Here is a 23,217-nt window from a genome sequence, read left to right as displayed (position 1 = left end):
CCCTCATGGAAAATAATACTTGCATCAGGCTATTTGCAGATCAGGAGCAAATAAAGAATTGTAAAAGCAAGTTGAAGACTGCACAGAAGTCTTTTGCAAACCTGTCTAATATATTGGCTTTAGCAGGCAATGAAGTAAGGCTGAAGATCATCTATTTATTGGAAGAAGAAAAAGAATTATGTCCCTGCGACCTTGCTGATATTTTAGGCATGAGTATACCTGCCGTATCACAGCATCTGCGAAAGTTGAAGGATGGAAACATTGTCGAAACCAGGAAAGAAGGGCAAACAATTTATTATTCTCTTATACAGGAAAACTTAAAGATATTAAAGCCATTCTTCAAACATATTAATGTACAAACTCAAAAACTGGAAACAGTATGATAAGTATAAAATCTACAGGCACATTTACCGGCGCAGGTGTTCTTACTGCTATTGCAGCTTCACTTTGCTGTATTACTCCTGTTATTGCATTACTTGCCGGTAGCAGCAGCATTGCCGCTAACTTTTCATGGATAGAACCAGCAAGACCTTATTTAATAGGACTGTCAATTGCTGTATTGGCATTTGCATGGTATTTAAAATTGAAAGCAATAAAAACTAATGATATGGATTGCAATTGCGAAACAACTAAGAAGGCTTCATTCCTTCAGTCCAAAACATTTTTGGGAATAGTAACTGTCTTTGCTATTCTGATGATGACTTTTCCATTGTATGCAAAAGTGTTTTATCCAAAACCAAAAGTGCAGGCAACACTTGCAGTGGTTGATAACAAACAAGAGGTAAAGTTCACAATACAAGGTATGACCTGCGAGGGTTGCGAGGAACATGTAAACAATGAACTGTCTAAAGTAAATGGAGTATTAGCTTATAAAACTTCTTATGCCACCCGGAGCAGTTTAGTCACTTTTGATAAATCAAAAGTTGATGAAAAGACAATAGAGGCAGCAATTAATAAAACAGGATACAAAGTAAAAAGCTATGATTTTATGAATGCAGATAATACAGGCGTTTCATTCTACGAAGCTCCATTAGTTTGTCATGCTGCCCCATCAATTGGTTGCGGCAGTAAAGCAAAGTTTTTGTTAGTTGATTTAGAAAAGTATAATGATGCAGTAGAAGGGGCATGGTTAAATAAAACGGGAACAGTTGTAGCAGTAAAATGGAATACTAAAACCGAAGCAGATAAAAAAGTAGAAATTATTAAAACGGTTAGCACCAATCATAATATTGAACTTACTACTTTAGCCCAAACAGAAGCAACTGATTATGCTAATACATTTCCGAATAGCAGTGAATGGTATAGGGGCAAAGAGGTTGATAAATTAAGTAAAGAAGAAGCAGGTATTATTGCAAAGAATACTATTGCCAGTTACAAAGAAAAGAAATTGATAAAGCCATCATTTGAAAAACAGTTTCAGGCGGATATTGAAATGATTTATGCTGACCTGTTTCTTTCAATTTCTTCTTACAAAGACTTAACAACAGAAGCGTATAATAAAGTAGAGAGCCAGATACAACAAGCCGGAGAAAAATATGTAGGCAAAGGCAAAATGCCTCATGTAGAACTTTGTATTGCATCTGAAGAAAGTTGTGAAAAAGATAAATCATGTTCACCCGGAAGCGGTAAATCTTGCTGCGATAAAAACTAATAAAGAATGGAGAAAACACTAACGCTACAATCTACTATTACTTGTCCCGAATGCGGTTTTCAAAAAGATGAAACCATGCCTACGGATGCCTGTCAATACTTTTATAAGTGTACAAACTGCGAAACAATATTAAAACCAAAGCAGGGAGATTGTTGTGTGTTTTGCAGTTACGGCACAGTAGCTTGTCCGCCAATTCAGATGAATAAATCTTGTTGTGCATAGCCTTATTAAAATAGTTTCTTACATCATTATTCTTCTCGGAATAGTGCATATTAGATTTGCTTTTCCTCTATACATGAATACCGATACACTCTGGTTTGTAGGTGCAGGTATGGCAATTGTTTTTTCAGGACTACTTAACCATGTTGCAATAGACAGAGGCGGTTCAAAGTTCACAAAATGGATAGCAGCAATAACAAATGCAATTAATGGTGCAATGTATTGTTTTGCTTTACCCATACTGAAAGAACCACAGGTATATGCAGGTATCACTATTTTTCTGATAACTACTGTAGCTTTTATTGGTTTACGGCAACGGTTTTAGCAGAATATTATTTCTGAATTGTTTAGTTCTTTTTTGAAGAGGGGGAGGTTGGGATAAAATGGAAGTGATATCATAATATCAATTATTGCATATCCGATAAAGAGGTATCGGGCAGTGAATAAAGCAATTGAGCAGGAAATAAAACAGGAGAACAGGAACCAGATCAGTCTGAATTTGTAGAACTTTTCATATTCACTCATTCTTACATCAAAATCCTCTATTGATTGAATTTTAGAAAGCTGCTTTTTCTGGTAACTGGTGTGTATCCAGGCAAGGGCAATCATTCCAAAGAGAATATGTAAGGTGAATTTTGATACAGGAATTGTATCGATAAACACCAGCCCGTTTTTTAATAATAGGTAGGAAACTAGTACAAAAATTGCCTTAACAGCAAGCGATTGAAAGAAAATGGTGCTGTACTTGTTCTTCTGAATGGGGTATAAATTCATTGTGTTTTAATTAAAATATTCTTCATTGTCTTCCCTGGTGTGGTTTGAAATCCAATCCAAATGTGTTTCATATATTTCTCTTAAAGGGGTAGGCTCATCGGCCCATACGAAAAAACCTCTATCGTCGTATAGGTGAAACCCCGTATTGTTTTCAGCATCTAAGAAATAATCACTTTGACCTATTTTGGGGTCAATCCCATTATCTCGGTTCGCTATGCCTGTAAGTATATTTTCGATATTTATTTTTTCGATTGGAAATTTTCCTATTGATATGGTAGCACCAATCTTTTCGTAATATTCGTTTCCATTTTGGTCGAAACTGATCATCCCGGAATGGACGATTTCGTTCGTTGTGATGAATTTATTATTGCTGTCAGATCCAAATTGTTGAAAGTAGTATTCATCATTGGTTTTAATAAGTTGTTTGCCATCGTATTTATAAGATATAATCCACAAAGGGTTTTGGGTTTTACCAAACAGTTTGTTCCAGATGAGGGTAGCGCGACTTGCAGCCTGACTAATCCTCTTGTTATTTTCCACAGTTTCTTCTTCAGAAGTATTGATTCGGATGGTTATTTTTCCGCCTAATGTATGTTCAGTATCTATTTGGGTATCGGGGTAAAATATTTTCAGGTAATTTTCTAATTTATGGCGGATACTATGCATAGTAAAGCGGGTGTTTAAAAGCATTTAAGCATGCCCATATTTATTGGAATGTAGTGATTTGCGTATTGTTAATCACTAATAATTCAACATTGAAGCCTGCCTTTACAAGGTTTTGAACCACCTCATCTGCAATTTGCTTTGCTTTTTGGAAGCTGCATTCTTTGTTGAAGGTCATTTGGATACCCGGTGGTTCCCAGGAATAAGAAAACTCATCACCTTCAGTTTGAAAATAGCTCCATCCATCTCGCTCAATCTTTTTTACCTGATAGGTGGTAGGAAAAAGTAAGGTGTTGAACTGCTCTGACGATAATTCATTGTCACCAGTGATTAGAAATTCAAATTTCCCAGGCATATAAGCTTGCATTACGGGGTTGTATTTAAAATAAAAGTAGATAAATTATTCGCAAGAATAAACGCTGGCACCATATTGGAGTGCATATTCCTCCGAACTGGCCACTTTATTCCGGGGCAAATTGACCACTAAAAGTAAGTGCCATTTTAGTATTTAACTAGTTAGTATCATTTTCTTGACAGATTCAAAATAGTATCTGAATTCTCCTCGTTCATATCACCAACAACTATAAATTAGCCTTGGAAATCAGTAATCAATTAAGACCAGAATCCAATGATCAATTATTTGCGGAATTCAATGGTCAATTTATCCGGAATTTCCAACTAACACATCCTGTTTTGGATAAACAAGATAAAAACGGTCTAAAGTAGTTTGTCAAGATTTCGAAACTATTGGTAAAATTTATGTATTTTCAGCACACACTACAAAGTAAAAAATAGTGATTGAATAATTCATTGAACTAATAGGTTTTGTCATTTCCATCTTATTGATATTTAATTAGTTGTGAGCTTTGTTCGACTCCCCCCAGCTCCACATTTTATTGATTTTCAAGTTGTTTTAATGTAAGGGTTACCCGGTGGGTAACCCTTTTTCAGTTAACCGTGTATAATCCATGTGTTATCCATGTGTTATCCTTGTGCCGTGCTGTTGATTTACAATAGATTAGTGCAGTATGACACAAGGATAAGACATGGATTATACATGGTTAAAGCAAGGATAACCGGCTGAAATACCGTGTTTTCACGGGTTGCGGGAATCATTTTTCTCTTTTACATTTAGTTAAGGAAATATTACTTGCAATGATGCCGGGGAATTTCTATTTTGGAAACAGAATCCTTATCGCGGTGCCTGTGACCGAGGGGGCGAAGCTATTGGGTAAGCTCATCCCAGCTTCATCCAAACTTCATCCTAACTTCTTCCTATCATCAAAGCAATAATTCAACTTATCATGACGGGTTAAAGAGGAGGGGAGTTTCCGTGGCCTGAACGGGGAGATTAATTTGGTGCAGTAATGAAACGTGAAGAGGGGTTTAGAGATGCGGTGCATTGGGAATTGGTTCGGGTTCACCGGATTTTTCTTTCCGGGATTCATCATCGGGGGGCGGATCGGATTGCCCTGTTTTTTCCGGATGACCGGGTATTGCTGAGAATTTTACGTCCGTTGGGCATACAGTGGTCCAGAACGCATCGATGCTGGTATGGGCCTCTGAGCGCGGTCTGGTTTCGGCGGTTGGAGGAGTTGGCAGGTGGTTATCTTGAATTGGACAGACGGGCGTTGGATTTGTTTCTAAAAAAAGAGGCGGTACCTGAATCCTTAGATGCGGAAATAAGAGCGGCCTGTATTGCGGGGACTGAGGAATCCAAGGAGTTAAAAGAGCCAAAGGAGCCGCTGGGGCTGATGCCTCCAAAGGTGCCGATGTCATCAGAGGTGCCGGAAAGTTTTCCTGTTCGGCCCCATTCCCTGGATGAGAAAAATCGATTTTCAAACGAGAATAGGACTGCGCTGGAAGCAACGAGAAGGGAGTTGATTTTAAAAGCGTATAGCCCGAGTACAATCCGGACTTATTTGTATGAGTTAAGTAGTTATTTTGGTTTGCTGGGAAATCACCGGGCGGATGAAATGACGGTTGATCGGATCAAAGATTATCTGGCCTATTGTTTTACGGAGTTAAGGTTAAGTGAGCATACCATCCATAGCCGGATCAATGCGTTGAAGTTTTATTATGAGCAGGTTTTGAAGCGGGACCGGATGTTTTTTGAGATTTCGCGGCCGAAGAAGCCATCGCAGTTACCAAAATTATTGAATGAGGAGGAGTTGTCGCGATTGTTTAATGCGTTGGTGAATCGGAAGCATAAGGCGATGTTGTTTACGATTTATAGTGCGGGATTGCGGGTAAGTGAGTTGGTACGGTTGAAGCTGGCCGATATAGATGCGGTACGGATGCAGTTGTTGGTAGAGCGGGCGAAGGGGAAGAAGGATCGGTATGTGAATTTGAGTCCGGTTTTGCTGGATATTTTGCGGAAATATATTCAGTTGCAGGAGCAGCGGCCGCGGGAGTATTTATTTGAATCGGAGCAAACGGGTACGGCTTATTCGATTCGAACGGTTCAACAGATTTTTCATCAGGCGAAGGAGCGAGCCGGCATATTGAAGGAGGTAGGGGTACATAGTTTGCGGCATAGTTTTGCGACGCATTTATTGGATAAGGGGGTAGATATTCGTTATATAAAAGATTTGCTGGGTCATTTCAATATTAAAACAACGGAGCGTTATTTGCATGTGAGTAAGAAGCAGTTGGTAAATATTGTGAGTCCGTTTGATGATTTAATCCGGCGAGGTGGGGTGGAGTGGTAGGTTAAAAGGGGATTCGTTTCCAGGGAATCCATCACATTATAATCCGCGGCATTTTAGTTCGTCAAATCTAAATCCACTTAACCACAATCCGCCTCAACGCAAAGCCCACCCCCAAAACAGATTGACGCAACCGCAATTTGATTAAACGCAATGAACCCAATTCATTTTCAACAATTTAAGTTTTAACCCCCAACGTCTAATTGCGTAAATAAAAGCGTTAGTGGCAACCTTGCATCCAGAACCCAATAATCAACATCATAATAATTAATTGTGACAGGAGACAACTTTAATCGGTACAGAATTTCAACAAATTTTACGGTTCTCAAAATCGGTATTGTCATATTACTTTTTTCAGTCGTATTTTTCTTCATAAAAGAAGTTAGAAATGAGACTTTCAATTATAATTCAATAGCCGGACTGGCTATAGCTGGATTAACTCTGACAGCAATATTTTATTACATTAGTACAAGAAAAAGGATTGACTATGACGATATAAAACAAAAACTATACATAGTTGATGAAAAAAAACAGACAGAAATCGAGGTGCCTGTTGAAAACATAGATAAAATATACATATCTGCATTTGGACGAGGAGGCGACACATCATATGTAATTGTCTATAGAGATTATAATAATCAGAAAAATAAAGTAAGACTATATCCAATTTTTAATGACAATTCGATTAAGACAATTAAGGCAGACGCTAAGCATAAAAATCCCAATTTAATTATTAAAAACTGGTCAATTGGATGGAATGAATTTTTTGAATAAGTATCTCCTTTAAATTCATCGGCCGCCACTAACAGGCAGTTTTGCGCAATGCTGGCGGGACATCTGTACAATGAACAGCAGATCCTTTCTGTACAGCAGTACGGGCTATGTACAGATTCATCAAAAGAAAAAAGATTTAAACATTAATGAATAAATTAACATCGGGTCCGGCAATAGTGCTTCACTTCCAGCACTGCGCAAAGCTGCGAACCGTTACAGGCAATGGCGAAACTCCTAAATTCATGAGACTCCCAATAATTTCAGGCAACATTGAGCGACGAATGTTAATAAACTTTCGAGCAGACCCATCTGTTGTATCAAAATTGCTACCGCCTCCTTTTACTCCAAAAATCTACCGCGACAGTGCAATTGTAGGAATTTGTTTAATAAGGCTAAAGAAGGTAAGAGTAAAAGGGTTACCAGAATTTATTGGATTTGGATCCGAAAATGCTGCGCATCGAATTGCAGTAAACTGGACATTATCCGGAGTTAAGCACAGTGGCGTATACATTCCCAGGAGAGACACTTCATCCGTTCTAAACAGCATGGCAGGCGGTCGTATATTTCCTGGTGAACATCATCATTCAGAATTTATATCTAAGGAGAGCAATGGGACGTACCAACTAAACATGTCAAATACCGATGGGACAAAAATTTCGGTTCGGGCATACTTAAGTGAAAAGTATAATCCAGCCTCAATATTTGAAAACTTAGATACAGTATCTAAATTCTTTGAGGAGGGAGCCATAGGTTACTCGCCAGCAAAGGGACACTACGACGGTATTAAGTTAGACGTCACCAAGTGGACAGTTAAGTCATTGAACGTAGAAAAAGTGGAATCAAGCTATTTCTCGGACCCTACACTATTTCCGGAGGGATCAATAGAGTTTGACAATGCGCTGTTGATGGAGAATATTGAACATGAATGGCATGCTATGGAAAATATTAGCCACTGCCTGTAACAAGGGGTTTGGCGTCAGTGGGGCGCGACGAACAAACAATCAGCTTTTAAAATAAATCAACATTTGATCCGGCTGTGGAATCAAATTCAGATAAAGAAACATAATTCAACATTAATTAACATATGGGCAATGGTCCAGGCGGGACATTAATAATTCCCCACCGAACGCCAAGCCCTGAACGTTGGCTGCCATTTTACCAACCCTCCTAAATAATACAGCATAAAATGACTTTAGAAGCTGCATTGACAGAAATCAAAACGTTTTGGAGTTCAACCGAGCCATTTCCATTTGGAAAATACGACAATAGTCATCATGTAGACAGACTTAAAAAAGAGTTTGGTGTTGTAATTCCTGAGATTGTGCACAACTACGTAAAAAGTTTCGCCCCATCCAAAGACTTTTACTTTGATACAGTTGGTAACCCAATGTGTGTTTATGGTATTAACAATTTGAAATACAAACAAGACGGCTACAGTTATAATCCAGTAAAAAAAGAAGCTATTGAAAATTGGGAAAAAAGCTTTTTTATTTTTGCGGACGAGGGTGCAGACCCATTTATTATTGATTTAAACGAAATAGAAGACGGAATTCAAAAACTAATTCACGGGACAGGAGATTGGAATAATGGAGAAATTGTCGCAGATACATTCGGACAATTTATATTGTGTAGTGCAGCTCAACATCATGCACTAAACAACTTTGGGGACGACCCAATTATTGATGATGAGAGAGGTTTTAGTCTTACAGAGAAAGCTGCCAAATGGTATTTTAAGAATATGAAATTCTGGGCGAGTAATTATTATGATGAGTGGTGTTCGGTTTTTGACAATTGCTGACAAAAAACGGCAGCCAACAACTAAGCTTCGTCGGGTGCGAAGCACCAACGATGAAGCCAATGTTGCACGGAAGCTTCGATAGCCGGGCAATTACTTATGGGGATTGAATAGTAGAAGTTACTGGTGTAATAAATGAAGCGGGAGGATATGATTGATCTGTTGCTACAACATTGAGCTGCTTTCTTTCTTAGGTGAGCTAATTTTCCAGGGCCTCGATTTATTTACTGACAATTTTACGTGTTTTTCTTAGGTAATGGATATAGGTTTCCCTGGCCGGTTTGGCAAGTTGTTTTCATAGGGTCGACTTTTCAATGGATGTTACTTTGCTCATTAGTTCAATAGGCGGCCCCCGATGATCAAAATCCATCACCAATTGCATCCGGCCTTTTTTGCAACAGGGGCAGATCCCTTCAAGGGGTACGGATAGTTCTGAAGTGGGCTCTTCTTTTTGAACGCGGTTCTGCTCTGGTGTTAGTTGTTCCCGGATACTTGCAAGTGCTGTTTGTTTGACCGCATTACTCAACATCCCATAATGCCGGATCCGTACAAAACCTTTGGGAAGAATATGCAGGGCGAAGCGCCGAATAAATTCAACTGCGGATAAAGACATTTCTTTTTTTGTACCCGCGTGTCGGTAATCCTTATAGGTAAACTGAACGGTTTGATCATTAGCGCCTGTGATGCGATGATTGCTAATCGCAATTTTATGTGTATATCGCCCGAGATATTCAATTACCTGATCAGGACCACCGAAAGGTCGTTTGGCATACACTACCCATGGGGTAGCAAAAAGCTGGTTGAAAAATTCCGGTGCTTGTTCCGGAAAGGCTTTGCGCAACGCTGCTACATACCGGGCCCGGAATACCGCACTCAGGGCTTTTACCGGATAGAGAAACTTGCCCTTGCAGCGGGTGCTTTTCCACTGACCAGTGGAACTGATGCCGCCACCCGGAATAATGCAATGTAAGTGGGGATGCAAGGTCAAGGTTTGTCCCCAGGTATGCAGGATGCTGATCATGCCGGTTTGAGCACCCAGGTGTTTAGGATCCGATGCAAAAGATTGAATGGTGCTCCAGGCAGTGGAGAATAGTAACCCATAAATAACAGCCGGTTTAAACAGTGCCAATTGATTAATGGCCTCTGGCAAGGTAAACACGACATGGTAGTAGGGAACAGGCAATAGTTCTTCCTGCCGGGCCACCATCCAGGCTTCCCGTTGCTGCCCCTGACACTTGGGACAATGACGATTGCGGCAACTGTTATAGCTGATACGCAGGTGTCCGCAGCTGTCGCACTGATCAATATGCCCACCCAGTGCTGCAGTTCTGCAGCGCCGGATCGCATGCAGGGTACGCCACTGCCAACTGTTTAGGTGTAGTTGCTCATTGGCTCGCTCCCAGTGCAGGTTCAGAATAGTGGACAGTTCAAAAGCCGGCTGCACCCTTTATCTGCCGTAAAGCCGATCCAGCACACTCAGGGGTGGTCGATCAACAGGTTGTGCAACATGTAAATAAATCATGGTGGTATCGATGCTCTCATGACCCAGCAGTTTTTGAATGGTCATAATATCGATACCGGCTTCCAAAAGATGCGTGGCATAGGTATGGCGAAGTGTATGAACCGAAACTTCCTTTTTGATACCAGCCTGTTTGACGGCCTGAGTGACCGCCCACTGCACACCGCGCTGGGAATAGCGGCTGTCAAAATCACCCCCTTTGCGGCCTTCAATAGCAGGATCACCTTTGCCATTAAAAAGCCACTTCACGGGACGTTCGGCATCGATATATTTTTGAAGACCAGCAGTTAAAACAGCACCAATAGGAACATAGCGATCTTTCTTGCCCTTGCTTTGCCGGATGTGCAGCATACGGCGGTTCAGATCAATATCAACAAGTTGCAGGCTGCGAACTTCCATACAGCGAAGACCACAGTCATAAAGCAAAGCGATAAGAATCCGGTGTTTGAGTAGGGAGGGTGTGTGGAGTAGTTGTTTCACTTCTTCTCTGTTGAGTACCACCGGAAGTTTATCTTCCCGTTGAATAGCCGGAAGTGCGATCCGTTTGTGATCAAGTCCTTCCAGCCGGAAAACAAAGCGAAGGCCGAAAACGGTGTGTTTGAAATAGGATTCAGAGGGCGTATTATGTTGCTGCTGAAGGAGATACAGATAATCTTCAATCTGATCTTCATCAAGTTCGGTTGGCAGCGTGTTGAAATGCAAGGCCATCTGTGCAACATGACGAGCATAATTGTTAAGGGTACTTTCACTTCTGCCGGAAGTCTTCATGCGACGTTTTAGACGCGTAAATAAATCAGAAAAACCAGCTACATTAGCACAAGCTTGTGCAACCAGTGTGGAAGGACGCGGAGAACGGTTTGTAGTAGACATAATCTTTGATTTTTGGTGAAATCAAAAGCTACAAACCGTTCCCCGAATTTGAGCACGAAAGGCTACCGAAGGTTTAGTGCAACAAAAGGTTTGCCGCAAGGCTGGCGGACGTGATAACAATCGGCAGTTGTACTAATATCGGATAATATCGGGCTTGACCGAATTCTATTTGGCTTTTAGTTGTTAACTTCAACATTAGTTTTTCAATCGGCTTTAGTTGCCGGGCAGACAGTTATAAATACCAGCCCTGCGGCAAGCCTCGAACGTTGGGTGCAATACTACCAGACCAATCCTATGCAGTTAGACTCAATAAAATCTGCTCTATATCGACTTGAAGAGTTAATGTATGGTTACAATTTCGAAGTGAAATTAGGTATAGAAATTTTTGAAAATTGCAACTCAATAGTCAATTTCAAAATAAAATTAAGAGAAGCCTTTCCAGAAACAAGACCTGACGAAGCTACTTTGATTGAAGTAGATAGAGCTTCTTTTTGGCAAAACATAAATGAATGTCTTGCTTATCGTGGTGACAAATCCGAAGATTATTATCTCGGCGACGAAAATAAATTGCGTATTGAACTAGAACAAAAAAAGTATACAGATTTTCTTAAAGACTTTCTATCACATAGTTCAAAAATATTTGAATATTCAGACGAACGTGGAATCCCTGGTTACCCAGTATGGTGGGAATATAGATATTTTATTTTCGGAGAAAATGATATATGCATATTTACATATGGCGCAGCTTCTGATTGACTCGTATCGCACCCAACAAAGGGTTTGGCGTTAGTGGGGCGCGACGAACAAACAATCGGCTTCTACTATAAATCAAGACTTGATCCAACTACTGAATCAAATAAAAATTAAGAATCGTAATTCAACATTAAATAATTTATGGGCATTGGTCCAGGCGGGATATTAATAATACCACCACATCGCCAAGCCGTAATCGTGTGTGACTTGAATCTACTGTGGTGAACACAGGATGAATGCTGTAAAACTGATGGAAGCCTTTTGTAGCGATGCAAAAGATTGGCCTTCCGAAGACGACTTTCAGGAGTAGTTTTCAAACCACCTTATGCTGCAGATAATGGAAACATATTTGTGGTGAGCGATAAGGAAAAGCCGGAACTTGATTCCGGTAGGTGTTTACCAGGGAGCTGAACGCAAGTGAACCAATGATGAAGTCTCGTAAGGCAAATTACGATGTCAAAAGCAGGTAATTACGTTTGTACCTGCAACAGAGTGTAACGGTTACCTGATTACTGGTTACACGGCATCCGGGGTTAAGTTGGCAGGAACCTGGTATGGGCTGTTTTATGGAACAAGTGAAGTCGTTACCATCCTGTAAAATCGCAAGAGGACGCAGGCACTAAAGGATGTAGTGAGGTAACGGTGGCAGACTTAGTTATAGTAGCGATGAAGTTCCTGTAATGGGAGTGGAGCGAAGAACTAAGCTTGTTTAGTTTCAGCAATAATTTACAACCAGCAATGGAATGATTGATTACTATGAAGCAAAGTCACAGCCAATCACCAGGCTTATGGTTTGGCAGGCATACAAGAAAGTAAAAGCCAATAAAGGATCGTCAGGCAAAGATGCAATGAGTTGGGCATACTTGGATAAGCATGCGAAGACCTTGTTGTATAAACTATGGAACAGGCTTTCCTCCGGTAGTTATTTTCCCATGCCAGTCAGGCAGGTGGAGATTGCGAAAAGTGATGGAGGTGTTCGCCAGTTAGGCATACCCACATTGCTGGACCGCATAGCCCAGGAAGTAGCAAAACACCATCTGGAAAAGCAGGTAGAACCATTGTTTCACAACAGCTCATTTGGTTACCGGCCAAAACGCAGTTGTCATGATGCTGTGGCGCAGGCAGAGCGCAACTCATTCAATCATGATTTTGTAATTGATCTTGACATTAAAGGATTCTTTGATAATATAGATCATGAGCTGATGATGAAAGCCCTGCAACACTACTGCAAAGACAGATGGGTGCTGTTGTATGCACAGAGATGGCTTAAGGCGGGCGTAATGAGCAAAGATGGCAATGTGCTGCCATCTGAGGCTGGCACGCCGCAGGGCGGTGTTATAAGCCCGTTGCTGGCCAATGTCTTTTTGCATGCAGCCTTTGATAAATGGATGGAGAAGGAACATCCGGGAAAACCCTTTGAGCGCTATGCAGACGACATTGTGGTGCACTGCAAAACAGAGAAGCAGGCAAAGTATGTGTTAGCTATGATAACACGCCGATTAAACGCCTGTAAACTAACCTTGCATCCGGTAAAGACTAAGATTGTAAACCTGCGGGGGACAGCTGAAAAGAAGTATCCGAAAGGTTATGATTTTTTAGGCTTTACCATACGTCCGTCATTTAGTCAAATTAAGGGGAAGAACCTGCTGATGCCTGCAACGTTCATCAGTACTAAATCGAAGAAACGTGTGCTTGAAAAGTTTAAGTCGATGTCGATTCACAAAAGGCGCAGGCCTTTGAAGGAAGTAGCAGCGCTACTGACCCCAGTAATACGTGGTATCATCAATTATTACCACAAGTTTTGGGATGGGCACATGCACAAAGTTTGGTATCAGTTAAATCAAAGACTATTGAAATGGGTAAAGTGGGAGAAGGGTTTGTATGAGCATGCAGCCATAAAATGGTTGAAACAGCGGTATAAAGAAACTCCCCACTTATTTCCACACTGGCGGTTTGTGCATCCATAGCAAAACTTGCAAGTGATTTATAAACAAGAAGAGCTGTGTGAAGGGAGACTTTCACGCACAGTTCCGCGAGAACGTAGGGGTGCAACTCCCTTGCGTGACTCGATTGTGTGTAATTTTAACGACCCGAAACTATGAGCATTTTCAAAAGACTTTTTTCGACAAAAACAGCCGGACAGTCAAATGGGCAAAGTTATTTTTCTGAAGGCGACATATTTTATACCCATTTCGACAATCAATATCACATTTACAAACTATTAGTTTTTGTCATAGATTTGGAATGCTATCACGTTTTGGGTTATAAACCATTGGACACTTTGCCAAGTACCAAGAATATAGACAGTTTAACAGTTGCAGTTTATCATTCACCAATTGACAAGAATGGATTTAAAAATGCAAAGCTTCTAACAAACGATAAGATTTCATCAAAAGACCTAATTGGCTATCACGAATATTTAAGACAGATGAAGGAACCGAATTATTATATTCCAATTGCAAATGAATATTATCAAGCAGGACTTCGCTTGACTGAGGAGAAGAGGCACTATGATGCGATTGACTCATATTCAAAAGCAGTTGACTTAATGCCTGATTTTTTTGAAGCAATCGATAATAGAGCATTCTGCAAAATGGACTTAGGGCAATGGGCTGGGGCAATTGAGGACTTCCAAGAATCATTAGAAGTAAATCCAAATAGTTTGCTTGCAGAATTTTCAATTGGTGAGTGCTATCTAAAAATGGACAACTATCAGAAGGCTAAAGAACAATTTGAGAAAGCAATTGCTATTGACCAAACTCATCAAGCACCAAAAGACTTTTTAAAAAAGGTAAATGAGTTATTAGGTACTTCGTAGGACAAAAAACTAAGCACAACTTAGGAGTTTGGCGCTATTGGGGCGGACGGATCAAGAATTGGCGGTAAAATAGAACCAGGCATCAGTTTCAGAAGATGAATAAAATAGAGATTTGGTATTTTATTTTTAACAGAATATAAATAAATCCTGGTTTGATTTGTGGCATATCCATCCATTAGATTTCAAAAAAAATGAAGTAGGCTCAGAATGGGACGTTTCTTTTGGCTATTTATTTCAGACATACCAAATCCTGGTTAAAAAAATGAAGAATTACCCAAGAGACTATCAATGTTGGATTGAAATTGATATTAATGATCCGGATCAAAATGCTATTTACTTGCATTCAGAAAATCCCAATTCAGATAATTTTCCGATAAAATATTCGGAATCAAAAACACCGGAAATAAATGATAGATTTAAAGCTCTTATTAATAAATATGGATTACATGTATGTGGCATAAGGAGTATGGATGGGGATTTTATTTTCATATTTGATAAGGATGCTGGAATACCATTAAATAAATAATCTGCCGCTAACAACAAAGCTTCGTCGGGTGCGAAGCACCAACGATGAAGCCAATGTTGCACGGAAGCTTCGATAGCCGGGCAATTACTTATGGGGATTGAATTGTAGAAGTTAGTGGTGTTATAAATGAAGCGGGAGGATATGACTGATCTGTTGCTGTAACATTGATCTGCTTCTTTTCTTAGGAGAGCTAATTTTCCAGGGTCTGGATTTATTTACTGACAATTTTACATGTTTTTCTTAGGTAATGGATATAGGTTTCCCTGGCCAGCCGGAAAACAAAGCGAAGACCGAATACGGTGTGTTTGAAATAGGATTAAGAGGGTGTGTTGTGTTGCCGCTGCAGTAGATACAGGTAATCTTCAATCTGATCTTCATCAAGTTCGGTTGGCAGCATGTGGAAATGCAAGGCCATCTGTGCAACGTGTCGGGCATAATTATTAAGGGTGCTTTCACTTCTGCCGGATGTCTTCATGCGACGTTTTAGACGTTTAAATAAATCAGAAAAACCAGCTACATTAGCACATGCTTGTGCAACCAGTGTGGAAGGACGCGGAGAACGGTTTGTAGTAGACATAATTTTGATTTTTGGTGAAATCAAAAGCTACAAACCGTTCCCCGAATTTGAGCACGAAAGGCTACTGAAGGTTTAGTGCAACAAAAATATTTGTGTTACCAGGGCGGGACAGTGGAACTTCAGCAATAGATCATTGATGAGCAGCGGCTCGGACTTGTGATATTTTCCATTAGGCTTTTGAATATAAATATGGACTTTTGCAAGTAAATAATCGGCAGAGCAGGGCTGGACGTTAGTAATTGCCATGGCAACACAAATACTTCAACGTTGCACGCAATATTTATGATGCAATCACCAAATCAATATAAGCTAGACAAACGCATTTTCACAGAGATTGACTTCGACAATATGCAATGGCATGACAATCCAATTCATGCCATAACTTTCGGAGACAACTTTGAGTTGTTATTAGACATTGACTATATCTTCGAGTGGATTATAAAAGGCAATAAATATGTTTTTTGGATTTCGCCAAGTACATTAATTTTTGAAAACGTCTATGATTTGATATTAGATATTGGCCCAGCAACACCAGGTTTGACAATTGACTTTATCACAAAGGGAAATCCCCAAAAACCAAACAATACAGAACATATTAATCGTGACATCGAATTTGATTGGACAATTGAAACCCATGAAGGCTCTATTTCTTTTAAATCTATAGGATATAAACAATTTGTCAGACAGAGACCAAGACTACTTGCTACCCAAAAGATAGACAATATAGGCAGAGGCGGGATAACGTTTGACAGAATAACATTTTAAGCAATACTGCAGGCAACAGGGCAGTCGTTAGGCGTTATTCAATTGAGCATCAAAAGGTTCAAAGCAATTTTGCAGAAGTACCAGTTTTGGTAACTTTACAAAAACTACTAAAATGGGACGTAATACATCTGTATCCCTCGGTGACTATTTTGAGGACTTTGTAGAATCCAAAATTTCAGAGGGACGGTATAAGAATGCAAGCGAGGTAATCAGAACAGGGCTTCGTTTGCTGGAAGAAGATGAGCAATGTGTACTTATGCTACGTGACGAAATAAAACAGGGTATCTCCAGCGGAATTGACAATACGTTTGATCCAAAAAAACATATGGGAAAATTGAAATCAACTGTAATAATATGACAAAACTGATGCAGCAACGATTTAAATAAAGGAGTATACATGACCCTCAAACCTATAAAGACTAAGAAAGACTACCAGGTAGCTATATACAGGCTGGAGGTGATCTTTGATGCGCAGCCAGGAACTCCGGAGGGCGACGAACTGGAGGTGTTAGGCATTCTGATTGACAAGTATGAGCAGGAGCACTATCCAATTGAATATCCTGATCCGATTGAAGCTGTTAAGTTTCGTATGGATCAGTTGGGATATAGTCAGAGTGACCTGGCCAGTATGGTAGGGCTAAAAAAGTTGGGCAAGTGAAATACTGAATAGGAAGCGTAAGCTTACGTTGGAGATGATCCGGCAGTTGCATCAAGTACTTGGTATTCCGACTGACGTATTAATTCAGAGTTGCTAACTGAATTGCACTTCAGCCAACAGGTGTATTTCCGTAAAGCGGAGGGGGCCAGTGTAATTCAGCTGTAGAATATTAATCAACACTGGGCCTGGCTTGTCACGGTTTCTATTTAGCGTTGGAATAAAACATTGAACTAATAATAAATAGTCAGCCGGCTGGCCTAACGGGACATCAGCTATGGCCCGCCCTGACGTAAATACCTGAACGTTGGCGGTAATTTAAAGCAACAACAGACAAAACTATGACTACGTGACAAAAAAATTACAACTACTATTTATTTTTACACTTTTACTAATATTAATTTTTTGGTTTGGCGATCTGTTTTTGGGGACACCAGCAAAAGTCTCCGACAACGCAATTACAGAAGGTTGGGCTGATGACGATGCACATTCTAATAGCGAATTAATCAATGCACGACTTCTCTCATTGATATACGCAATACCAACCCTTTTGCTTTTATTGCTTACCATTAAATCCTATAGACTCAAAGACTATAAGTTATTCTTTGGGACATTTCTATTTGGTATGACACTTTTTCAAATAATTTCGGTTTTTGGATTTTTTAAAGTGACAGACAATGCCCCTGGTTTCTTAAGACCTGTATTAGCAGTTCTATTTATTTTGTTTTTAGCGGGGCAGATTGTTTCAGTTTATAAACTTTACAAATTAAGAGACCAAACTATGCTGGTGGGGATGAAAAATTAGAATGTCAATAAACTACCTCTAACGAGCAGTTTTGCGCAATGCTGGCGGGACATCGGTACTGGTAATAGTGCTTCATTACCAGCAATGCGCAAAACTGCCGACCTAAAGCTGAAATGCAATGACGACATAACTAATACGACAACTACTAATCACAATATTTACAATGGGGATATTTAATTTATTCGGGCAGGACAAACCCAAACAAGATCCATACTGGGAGTTTGATAAACAGGCACATTTCAGACCTAAACTAAATAAAGGTGACTTTTTCAAACTAAAAGGCTTTGACTTTGGTTGGTTTGTACTTGAACCAATTTCAAAGTTTGTTAAAGACAGAGACTACGAAATTGAAAAATGCAAGTCCCTATCATACGGACAAAAAGCTCTTTATTATTGGTGGTATATTGACGGACAAGTGACAAACGGCGGGTTTGTTCAATTCTATTACAATGGTTATGGTTGTTATGTGCCAACAATCATTAAAAGCCTTGAATCCATTGGCGACAAAAAAATGGCGCATTTAATTCAGAGGGCCGAGAACATTTATCAAAGTAACAAAAAGCTAATGGACAAAGCCAGAGAGAAGGATTTGTTCTGCAGTGATTTATATGAACGACTTGAAGAAATGTCTGCCTTAGACGATGCGTATTATATTCTCAACGACAAGACTATGGCTAAAATAGAAAAGTACATCAGAAAAAATCCAAAAGAAATTTGTATAGACGAAGATGGAAAAGAGTTTGATATGAAGTTTTCAGGTGAGTGCAAGACTTTTTACTCTGAAAATGTGATCAAAGATATTTTTTATTTGGAAAATGGTATTGTAAGTGGAGAGTTCAAGAGCTTTTATGAAAATGGGAAAATAAAAGAGCAAATTCAATATTCAAAGGGTGAGCAAACAGGGGAACGAGTTGAATACTACGAAAATGGGAATAAGAAATATTCTATTCGGAAAGACTCAACTTTACAACTGGTTGAACATTTTTGGTATTACGAAAATGGGAAACCAAAAAAGTTAGAACATAAAGTTTTGGACAAAGACGAAAGAATTGGTGAGTATAAAGAATGGTATGACAATGGACAGCTTGCGGAAACTGGGATTTATGTTTCAGCTCACGAAAGAGAGGGGAAATGGCTTGAATTTTACAAGGACGGAAGCAAAAAATTAGAAGCCGAGTTTATAAATGGCAATTTCTTTATTCAAAACTGCTGGAATGAGAAAGGAGAACAAACTTTAAAAGATGGTACAGGTTTATATATTTATGATTATAGTGGTTGGGAAGGACATTTAGACCATAATGAACAAGAGTACAAAAACTATAAAAGGCACGGACAACAAAAAACATTTACCAATGGTGTGTTAAGTCTTTACCAAGAAATGGAAAATGGAGTGGAGAATGGATTTACAAGAAGTTATTATAAAAATGGGAAAATAAAGGAAGAGAAAATTTATAAAGACGGTAATACCATATCTACAAAATTATTTCCTAAATCAGATAATCCTATTGGTAAAGTATCGTTTCAATATTTAATGAAAGATGAATGGTTGAAAGACGAAAACCTGCCAACTGCAGACACTTATCCTATTTGCACTAATGAAGATGAAATAAAGAGACTTATTAAAATACCTGAATCATTATTTGAACCGGAATATCAAGACGTAGAAGGATCAACATGTCTTTGGCTTTCAGTTAATGAAAATGGAAATGTTACTGATATAAAATTTAGATCTGCGTATATGACGGGAGGGCAAGAATTTACGGAAGTTGCTGATAAAATGAAATTTAAGCCTGCAACAAAAGACGGAATGAATGTTTCTTCATTCATTTACATTATTGCAAACTTTAACATTGAGTGACGATATCCAAAGATGCACCTCAGTTAACATTGGTATTACCAACAGCAACACCTGTCCGTAAGCCCGCTGGAAATTGTTTTTGCCCGAATTGAAAAAACTTAAATATCTTCAGAAAGAAAATCTGGCTTGACTGGCAAATAGTCTTGCAATTAATGTCCAAAATCCCTTTACGTGTACATCCGCTGCCCTTATAATGGAAATTGTTAATCTATCCTTAAGGCAGTGTCCAAAAATTGAGCAGGCTCGGTAATGGCCCTGAATCTAATAGTAGCATCAACACCTGTTACCCTGATACATTTTTTCAAACTACAATCTATCTGTTTATGAAAAAGTCTGGTATCGGTCCTTCGCTTTTGGTCAAATCGCTCCTTTTGTTCTTGCTGTTACTGCATTTCCACCTGACGCCATTAATTATGGCACAATCGGTTGATTTTTCGAATTGTGCCAGGTGCTCGCCCCGGCAAATTAGTTTTCATACCGATGTACAAACCAAATACCTGGGCATTTGGGGCGAAAACCCGGGCGTGCCTTCTACCTACTGGTTAAAAGGCACCAACAAATTTGGCGGAGGCTGGGAAATCGGCAATGTGGTAGATGCCTTTACAGAAAATAACTGGCACCCGCTGCGGGTTCCCAAGCAAATTATGGTAGGCACCATCCATAGTTTTGGCGTACACGATTGGGGTACAGAAAGTGATTGGAATATTCATATTGCACCCAGCCAGGATTTTGAAAGCCTCATTACTACGGGGCTGGAGCGCATTTATACCGATACTGACGAATGGATGCGCACCTCTGATGGTCGCTATACCATTGAAGCTGAGATCACGCCTCCTGTCTATGGCCGAAACAACCCATGGTTCAATAATATAACCGAAAAAACCTACCTGCAGAATAAACAGGTGGGCGTGTATGGACCTTTTGTTGCAGAACGACTTCATGGCTATCGTCCTGAAATTCATCCGGCAGAACAAGTATGGTGGAAAGAAAATGATAACACCACGGTATTGCTCCTGGTGGCAGATGCCTCCTTCCGCTTCGATGAAATGTCGGATTACTCAGAACAGGGTGCCATTGGGGATCCCAAACCCTGGTCCTTATCCAGGGCGCAGGAATCGCTTATTAAAATTCCGTTTAGTGTGCACCCAGGCCGGCAGGCCACTGCCTACAGCATTATCAACCTCATGGGCCGCCAGGGTTTTTACAGCAGCGCTTCTTATCCCGATGCTACTGTTGGCACCACGCATACGATCCGTTATGACGGAAGAGATGTGTTGACTGTAGTTGAATCTTCAGAGCTGGGTCAGTATGTGGGCATCAGTTTTGAAGAGGTTTGTTTTAATGCTTCCCAAAATCTGTTGCAGGGTTTTATCCAATTAAAAACTGCTATCGGCAATGGGGGCGACTACAACCAGGGATTTGTGGCTATCCAGATTGATAAAAAAGTATTTGTTGCCGGCGAATCTCCGGCGTTGCTGCAGGGCAATATTACCGAAGGTAACAATAGCTGGCAGGTCTACAACCAGCAATACAAGAACGAAGTGGCTTTTGGAGATATCGTATCATCCGATAAAACAGGGAAAGGTTATGTTGACGGGTTCATTGATTTTAATGGCAATGGCATTACTGATTTATTTGTAAGAAAAGACGGGCGGTGGATGGTGATGTACGATGCCAAAGGAGATTGGGTAGAAATCAACAACAGTTCCATTCCACTGGAGTCGCTCCGTTTTGGCGATATCAACGGCGACCGGCGAACTGATATCATGAGCGTGAGTCCGCAAAAAAAAGTACGGGTTTCTTATAGTGGAACCGGTCTGTGGCAGAACCTTACCGATGCCGGCGATCAAACCACTGACTTCAGGGTGGGCGATTTTAATGGCGATAACCGAACCGATATTCTTTATATGAAATTAATGCGTGTCGATCAAAATACATCTCCACGGGTGTTTCATTATAATATGTATGTAAAATATTCAGCTGCCGGAAACTGGGTGCTGCTGGAAAATGATTTTCAACTAACGAAGGCATCCGAATACAACGATAATTTCCGTTTCGGAAATTTCAACGGAGATAATATCACCGATATTTTCCGATTAAGCGGATCCAGATTTTATGTGTACTGGAATGGCCGCGGCGACCGCCAGGTTCTTTGCAACCTCCAGGCACAATACAGTGACCTGAATCATTTTATTTTTATAGACGATCATACGAGGAGCCGGTACACCGATGTGGTGTATGTACAGCCCGGTACCAATGTGTGGAAATTCTATCACGAAGGGCGGCGGATTACGCCCGGTAGAAATATCACGTATAACAACAAGGCAGAAGTTGTATTTGCAAAAACCGTGGCCAATGGGTTAGTCACTCCGCTGGCATTGGGAAAAGCTTCCCGCTTTCCAACGGTATCCGAACTAGAGATGCCCATGGTGAGCCAGGTAAAAATGGAGCCTTATGTACTGCCCGAATGGCAAAAAGGTTCGCTAAAGCGGGTACAGACCGATGGCCGCAGTTTGTGGCAGTACGATATGGACCTGGTATATTATCCCGGTATTAATCCGGTGCGTTACCGCTCACAGAATGCACCCAATATCAGTGCGGTGAAAGAAGCCCGTACCGGAAATGCATTAAACTTTTCGGCAATTAGCAGCCTGCAGGAAAATGGTCCGGGTAAAAAAATAGCCAGAGTAAGTAGTGTGCCGGTTTCCGCAGCCGGCGGTAAAGTGCAGGTGAAATTAGGAGAGATAGATGAACCTTTTACATTTGAACAGCCACCGCTTACGGTGGGTATCCGGGCTAAGCTCCTGAGTGAACAGGTTGCACGAGAAGGCAGTTGGGCCGTGTGGAAAGATTTTTTACAGCCTCTGGCGAAAGAACTATACCGGCCGCTGCTTAGCGCTGCGCCTGCTAATGTGCGGAAAATAAAAACCATAAAAGTGCAGGCTTATCCTTTATATGCTGTGTTCGAAAAAGATGAAGCAGTCCTTGCCGAACAAAGTGCGCTTACCCGGGAACTTAACAGTGTAGCCTACGGAACCAACGAAAGCAGGAAGACAGCATTATTCGGGACCAATAAAATATTTTCAGTGGAGTGGAAGCTTGTTTTGAAGAATCTTGTTACAGGGGCAACCGAAACAGTACCGCAAAGCAGGATAAGACTGAACAACGACAAATGGAAAAATGACCTGTTGGAATATAATTTCCCCAGCGATGATAATTTATATGAGCTCAGCGCAGAGGCCGAAACGGTGGATGTGCTGGGCAATCGCTCGGCAAAAAAGCAGGTATTCCGATATTACAACCAAAAAATAATTTTCACGAATGATGTGGCGCAGATCGCTGGCTGGGCGAGGTCGGCCTCACTGAATGAAAAAGCACAGGTAAGCCTGCAGGAAAAGGTCAGGGACCTTCAAAGCAAATCGTATTCACCGATCGACCTCTTGCAGTTTGTAAGGTAACATAACAGGACGGACAGATCTGTTGCCGG

At 40.4% G+C, this 23,217-nt stretch carries 24 protein-coding genes; 18 read left to right on the top strand and 6 right to left on the bottom strand.

What is annotated here, in order from left to right:
• Window positions 1–5 precede the first annotated feature (5 nt).
• The 4 genes from B2746_RS08010 to B2746_RS07995 all read left to right on the top strand — a co-directional run bounded on the left by B2746_RS08010 (window position 6) and on the right by B2746_RS07995 (window position 2,195).
• Window positions 6–383, top strand: a complete 378-nt coding sequence (locus B2746_RS08010; RefSeq protein ID WP_239597195.1) for an ArsR/SmtB family transcription factor — start codon at window positions 6–8, stop codon at window positions 381–383.
• Window positions 380–1,651: a mercuric transport protein MerTP gene (merTP, locus tag B2746_RS08005; RefSeq protein WP_239597187.1), complete on the top strand. Its 1,272-nt coding sequence runs from the start codon at window positions 380–382 to the stop codon at window positions 1,649–1,651. The genes B2746_RS08010 and merTP overlap by 4 nt, the downstream gene beginning before the upstream one ends.
• A gap of 6 nt (window positions 1,652–1,657) precedes the next feature.
• Entirely contained in the window at window positions 1,658–1,873 is a 216-nt protein-coding gene (locus B2746_RS08000; RefSeq protein WP_290792337.1) for a GDCCVxC domain-containing (seleno)protein, read from the top strand.
• Window positions 1,874–1,946: 73 nt separating this feature from the next.
• Window positions 1,947–2,195, top strand: a complete 249-nt coding sequence (locus B2746_RS07995; RefSeq protein ID WP_239597184.1) for a hypothetical protein — start codon at window positions 1,947–1,949, stop codon at window positions 2,193–2,195.
• Here the strand turns inward: B2746_RS07995 and B2746_RS07990 are convergent.
• From B2746_RS07990 to B2746_RS07980, 3 genes are read right to left on the bottom strand one after another with little or no spacing between them, the layout of a single operon-like run.
• Window positions 2,192–2,644, bottom strand: a complete 453-nt coding sequence (locus B2746_RS07990) for a hypothetical protein (protein WP_290792336.1) — start codon at window positions 2,642–2,644, stop codon at window positions 2,192–2,194. The two genes, B2746_RS07995 and B2746_RS07990, sit on opposite strands and share 4 nt — an antisense overlap.
• 6 nt (window positions 2,645–2,650) lie before the next feature.
• Window positions 2,651–3,310, bottom strand: coding sequence for a DUF3885 domain-containing protein (locus tag B2746_RS07985; RefSeq protein ID WP_239597180.1), 660 nt, complete (start codon window positions 3,308–3,310; stop codon window positions 2,651–2,653).
• A gap of 40 nt (window positions 3,311–3,350) precedes the next feature.
• Complete coding sequence (locus B2746_RS07980) at window positions 3,351–3,674, bottom strand: hypothetical protein (RefSeq protein WP_239597178.1); 324 nt, start codon at window positions 3,672–3,674, stop codon at window positions 3,351–3,353.
• Window positions 3,675–4,674: 1,000 nt separating this feature from the next.
• Between B2746_RS07980 and B2746_RS07975 the strand changes: the two genes are divergently transcribed.
• From B2746_RS07975 to B2746_RS07960, 4 genes are all read left to right on the top strand, one after another.
• Window positions 4,675–6,018 carry a tyrosine-type recombinase/integrase gene (locus B2746_RS07975; protein WP_290792335.1) on the top strand — a complete coding sequence of 448 codons (1,344 nt, stop codon included), beginning with the start codon at window positions 4,675–4,677 and terminating at the stop codon, window positions 6,016–6,018.
• A 270-nt stretch (window positions 6,019–6,288) separates the two neighbouring features.
• Window positions 6,289–6,789: a hypothetical protein gene (locus B2746_RS07970; protein WP_290792334.1), complete on the top strand. Its 501-nt coding sequence runs from the start codon at window positions 6,289–6,291 to the stop codon at window positions 6,787–6,789.
• A 146-nt stretch (window positions 6,790–6,935) separates the two neighbouring features.
• Window positions 6,936–7,751: a DUF2071 domain-containing protein gene (locus B2746_RS07965; protein ID WP_290792333.1), complete on the top strand. Its 816-nt coding sequence runs from the start codon at window positions 6,936–6,938 to the stop codon at window positions 7,749–7,751.
• 224 nt (window positions 7,752–7,975) lie between these two features.
• A complete protein-coding gene (locus B2746_RS07960; RefSeq protein WP_290792332.1) occupies window positions 7,976–8,587 on the top strand; it encodes a hypothetical protein in 612 nt (203 codons plus the stop codon).
• 292 nt (window positions 8,588–8,879) lie between these two features.
• Here the strand turns inward: B2746_RS07960 and B2746_RS07955 are convergent, their stop codons facing one another.
• Both B2746_RS07955 and B2746_RS07950 read right to left on the bottom strand, forming a co-directional pair.
• Complete coding sequence (locus B2746_RS07955) at window positions 8,880–10,028, bottom strand: IS91 family transposase (RefSeq protein WP_290792331.1); 1,149 nt, start codon at window positions 10,026–10,028, stop codon at window positions 8,880–8,882.
• A 3-nt stretch (window positions 10,029–10,031) separates the two neighbouring features.
• Window positions 10,032–10,973, bottom strand: a complete 942-nt coding sequence (locus B2746_RS07950) for a tyrosine-type recombinase/integrase (RefSeq protein ID WP_290792330.1) — start codon at window positions 10,971–10,973, stop codon at window positions 10,032–10,034.
• 180 nt (window positions 10,974–11,153) lie between these two features.
• Between B2746_RS07950 and B2746_RS07945 the strand changes: the two genes are divergently transcribed.
• The 4 genes from B2746_RS07945 to B2746_RS07930 all read left to right on the top strand — a co-directional run bounded on the left by B2746_RS07945 (window position 11,154) and on the right by B2746_RS07930 (window position 15,070).
• Entirely contained in the window at window positions 11,154–11,729 is a 576-nt protein-coding gene (locus B2746_RS07945; RefSeq protein ID WP_290792329.1) for a hypothetical protein, read from the top strand.
• A 740-nt stretch (window positions 11,730–12,469) separates the two neighbouring features.
• Entirely contained in the window at window positions 12,470–13,693 is a 1,224-nt protein-coding gene (ltrA, locus tag B2746_RS07940) for a group II intron reverse transcriptase/maturase (RefSeq protein ID WP_290792328.1), read from the top strand.
• A 131-nt stretch (window positions 13,694–13,824) separates the two neighbouring features.
• Complete coding sequence (locus B2746_RS07935) at window positions 13,825–14,544, top strand: tetratricopeptide repeat protein (RefSeq protein ID WP_290792327.1); 720 nt, start codon at window positions 13,825–13,827, stop codon at window positions 14,542–14,544.
• Window positions 14,545–14,701: 157 nt separating this feature from the next.
• Complete coding sequence (locus B2746_RS07930) at window positions 14,702–15,070, top strand: hypothetical protein (protein ID WP_290792326.1); 369 nt, start codon at window positions 14,702–14,704, stop codon at window positions 15,068–15,070.
• 316 nt (window positions 15,071–15,386) lie between these two features.
• On the opposite strand, the gene B2746_RS07925 is transcribed toward B2746_RS07930, so the two are convergent.
• Window positions 15,387–15,647, bottom strand: coding sequence for a phage integrase N-terminal SAM-like domain-containing protein (locus tag B2746_RS07925; protein WP_290792325.1), 261 nt, complete (start codon window positions 15,645–15,647; stop codon window positions 15,387–15,389).
• Window positions 15,648–15,929: 282 nt separating this feature from the next.
• On the opposite strand from B2746_RS07925, the gene B2746_RS07920 reads away from it, so the two are divergent.
• From B2746_RS07920 to B2746_RS07895, 6 genes are all read left to right on the top strand, one after another.
• On the top strand, window positions 15,930–16,412 hold the full coding sequence (locus B2746_RS07920; RefSeq protein ID WP_290792324.1) for a hypothetical protein: 483 nt from the start codon (window positions 15,930–15,932) through the stop codon (window positions 16,410–16,412).
• Between the two features lie 112 nt (window positions 16,413–16,524).
• Window positions 16,525–16,770: a type II toxin-antitoxin system ParD family antitoxin gene (locus tag B2746_RS07915; RefSeq protein ID WP_290792323.1), complete on the top strand. Its 246-nt coding sequence runs from the start codon at window positions 16,525–16,527 to the stop codon at window positions 16,768–16,770.
• 39 nt (window positions 16,771–16,809) lie between these two features.
• Window positions 16,810–17,070 carry a helix-turn-helix domain-containing protein gene (locus B2746_RS07910; RefSeq protein ID WP_290792322.1) on the top strand — a complete coding sequence of 87 codons (261 nt, stop codon included), beginning with the start codon at window positions 16,810–16,812 and terminating at the stop codon, window positions 17,068–17,070.
• Between the two features lie 346 nt (window positions 17,071–17,416).
• Window positions 17,417–17,872, top strand: coding sequence for a hypothetical protein (locus tag B2746_RS07905; protein WP_290792321.1), 456 nt, complete (start codon window positions 17,417–17,419; stop codon window positions 17,870–17,872).
• Between the two features lie 163 nt (window positions 17,873–18,035).
• Window positions 18,036–19,730, top strand: coding sequence for a DMP19 family protein (locus tag B2746_RS07900; RefSeq protein ID WP_290792320.1), 1,695 nt, complete (start codon window positions 18,036–18,038; stop codon window positions 19,728–19,730).
• Window positions 19,731–20,143: 413 nt separating this feature from the next.
• Entirely contained in the window at window positions 20,144–23,188 is a 3,045-nt protein-coding gene (locus B2746_RS07895; RefSeq protein ID WP_290792319.1) for an FG-GAP repeat domain-containing protein, read from the top strand.
• The last annotated feature ends 29 nt before the right edge of the window (window positions 23,189–23,217 follow it).

Origin of the sequence: Flavihumibacter sp. UBA7668 (assembly GCF_002483205.1) — a bacterium.
Lineage (GTDB): Bacteria > Bacteroidota > Bacteroidia > Chitinophagales > Chitinophagaceae > Flavihumibacter.
This window is presented reverse-complemented; position numbering and strand designations above follow the sequence as displayed.

Excerpts from the sequence above, each read along its gene's own strand:
- B2746_RS08010 (WP_239597195.1), top strand. The coding sequence starts at position 6 with ATGGAAAATAATACTTGCATCAGGCTATTTGCAGATCAGGAGCAAATA.
- merTP (WP_239597187.1), top strand. The coding sequence starts at position 380 with ATGATAAGTATAAAATCTACAGGCACATTTACCGGCGCAGGTGTTCTT.
- B2746_RS08000 (WP_290792337.1), top strand. The coding sequence starts at position 1,658 with ATGGAGAAAACACTAACGCTACAATCTACTATTACTTGTCCCGAATGC.
- B2746_RS07995 (WP_239597184.1), top strand. The coding sequence starts at position 1,947 with ATGAATACCGATACACTCTGGTTTGTAGGTGCAGGTATGGCAATTGTT.
- B2746_RS07990 (WP_290792336.1), bottom strand. The coding sequence starts at position 2,644 with ATGAATTTATACCCCATTCAGAAGAACAAGTACAGCACCATTTTCTTT.
- B2746_RS07985 (WP_239597180.1), bottom strand. The coding sequence starts at position 3,310 with ATGCATAGTATCCGCCATAAATTAGAAAATTACCTGAAAATATTTTAC.
- B2746_RS07980 (WP_239597178.1), bottom strand. The coding sequence starts at position 3,674 with ATGCAAGCTTATATGCCTGGGAAATTTGAATTTCTAATCACTGGTGAC.
- B2746_RS07975 (WP_290792335.1), top strand. The coding sequence starts at position 4,675 with ATGAAACGTGAAGAGGGGTTTAGAGATGCGGTGCATTGGGAATTGGTT.
- B2746_RS07965 (WP_290792333.1), top strand. The coding sequence starts at position 6,936 with ATGAATAAATTAACATCGGGTCCGGCAATAGTGCTTCACTTCCAGCAC.
- B2746_RS07960 (WP_290792332.1), top strand. The coding sequence starts at position 7,976 with ATGACTTTAGAAGCTGCATTGACAGAAATCAAAACGTTTTGGAGTTCA.
- B2746_RS07950 (WP_290792330.1), bottom strand. The coding sequence starts at position 10,973 with ATGTCTACTACAAACCGTTCTCCGCGTCCTTCCACACTGGTTGCACAA.
- ltrA (WP_290792328.1), top strand. The coding sequence starts at position 12,470 with ATGATTGATTACTATGAAGCAAAGTCACAGCCAATCACCAGGCTTATG.
- B2746_RS07935 (WP_290792327.1), top strand. The coding sequence starts at position 13,825 with ATGAGCATTTTCAAAAGACTTTTTTCGACAAAAACAGCCGGACAGTCA.
- B2746_RS07925 (WP_290792325.1), bottom strand. The coding sequence starts at position 15,647 with ATGTCTACTACAAACCGTTCTCCGCGTCCTTCCACACTGGTTGCACAA.
- B2746_RS07920 (WP_290792324.1), top strand. The coding sequence starts at position 15,930 with ATGATGCAATCACCAAATCAATATAAGCTAGACAAACGCATTTTCACA.
- B2746_RS07915 (WP_290792323.1), top strand. The coding sequence starts at position 16,525 with ATGGGACGTAATACATCTGTATCCCTCGGTGACTATTTTGAGGACTTT.
- B2746_RS07910 (WP_290792322.1), top strand. The coding sequence starts at position 16,810 with ATGACCCTCAAACCTATAAAGACTAAGAAAGACTACCAGGTAGCTATA.
- B2746_RS07900 (WP_290792320.1), top strand. The coding sequence starts at position 18,036 with ATGGGGATATTTAATTTATTCGGGCAGGACAAACCCAAACAAGATCCA.
- B2746_RS07895 (WP_290792319.1), top strand. The coding sequence starts at position 20,144 with ATGGCACAATCGGTTGATTTTTCGAATTGTGCCAGGTGCTCGCCCCGG.